We start from the raw sequence: 1,301 nt of genomic DNA on the forward strand, positions 1-1,301 counted from the left end.
TGCCCGCCGGCGACGACGTCGACCGGACGATGCGCCGGATCGAGAGCGAGGCCGCGCGACTGGCACGGCTGGTGGAGGACCTCCTGCTCCTCGCGCGGCTCGACGGCCACCACGGCAGCGACGACCTGCCCCTCCACCCCGCGCCGATGGATCTGCGGACGCTGGCCGCCGACGCGCTGCACGACCTGCGCGCCCTGGACTCCGCGCGTCCGGTCGAGCTCACCGGGCCGGACGGCGGGCCGCCGGCGTCCGCGCCGGTGCTGGGGGACGAGTCGCGGCTGCGCCAGGCCGTGAGCAACCTGGTGGGCAACGCCGTACGGCACACTCCCCCCGGCACGCCGGTCCGCGTCATCGTGGGCGCGGAGGGGACGGAGGCGGTTCTGACGATCGAGGACGACGGACCCGGGCTGACCGCGGAGCAGGCGTCCCTGGTGTTCGAGCGGTTCTACCGGGCCGATGCCTCGCGCAGCAGGAGCGGGGACGGCGGGACCGGGCTCGGCCTGGCCATCGTCCACTCCGTGGTCGCCGCGCACCGGGGACGCGTCGAGCTGCGGACCGCCCCGGGCGAGGGCACGGCGTTCCGCATCGTCCTGCCCCGGCTGGCCGAGACGTGAGGCCGGCCTGTCCGGACTCCACTCATCGGGGCAGCTCCGCGTCAAGGCCGCGCCAAGCCGCGGCCGATCCCGAGCCGCCGGGTGTTGGCTGGTGACCTGGGACACGCCGGGCCGCACTGGGGGGAGCATGCCGGGCCAGCACGGACTCGACCTGAGCATCACGCAACTCATCGCCGGCGCCGCCGCCACGATCACGGCGACGGTGGCGTCGTCGTACTTCGGCGTCGGCGGCACCCTCATCGGGGCCGGGGCGGCCAGCGTGCTGTCCACCGTCGGCGCCACCGTCTACCAGCACTTCCTGGACCGCGGTAAGGCGCGGATCGCGGCGAAGATCCCGGTCCGCGTCGGCGGCGCCGGCGCGGACGACGGACCGCCGCCCGGGGCCGCCGCGCAGGCACGGTCGTGGCCGAAGTGGTACATCGTGCTCGGCGCGGCGACCGGGGTCTTTCTCGCCGTGATGGGGCTCGTCACGGCGTTCGAGCTGTTCACGGGCAAGCCGCTGTCCAACACCGTGCGCGGCCGGGCCGGTCAGGGCACCTCCGTCCACCCGGTCGTGGCGCCCGTACATCCCACGCGGACGCCGCCGGCCTCCGACCGCGCGACCGCGGAGGCCACCGCGACGTCCTCGGTGGCCCCGATGCCGGCGACGACGGCCCGGACGACGCCGACGCCCTCCCCGAGCGCCAC

Annotated in this window: 1 protein-coding gene and 1 pseudogene; both read left to right on the forward strand. The window is 76.0% G+C overall.

Annotated elements, in window-relative coordinates; genetic code table 11:
- A partial coding sequence (locus ACFFNX_RS50255) for a sensor histidine kinase (RefSeq protein WP_378213586.1) occupies positions 1 to 614 on the forward strand: 614 nt, incomplete at its 5' end.
- A 127-nt stretch (positions 615 to 741) separates the two neighbouring features.
- A pseudogene (locus ACFFNX_RS50260) lies at positions 742 to 1,301 on the forward strand (hypothetical protein); the annotation flags it as partial.

It is taken from the genome of Actinoallomurus acaciae, from assembly GCF_042429965.1.
GTDB classification, from domain to species: domain Bacteria; phylum Actinomycetota; class Actinomycetes; order Streptosporangiales; family Streptosporangiaceae; genus Actinoallomurus; species Actinoallomurus acaciae.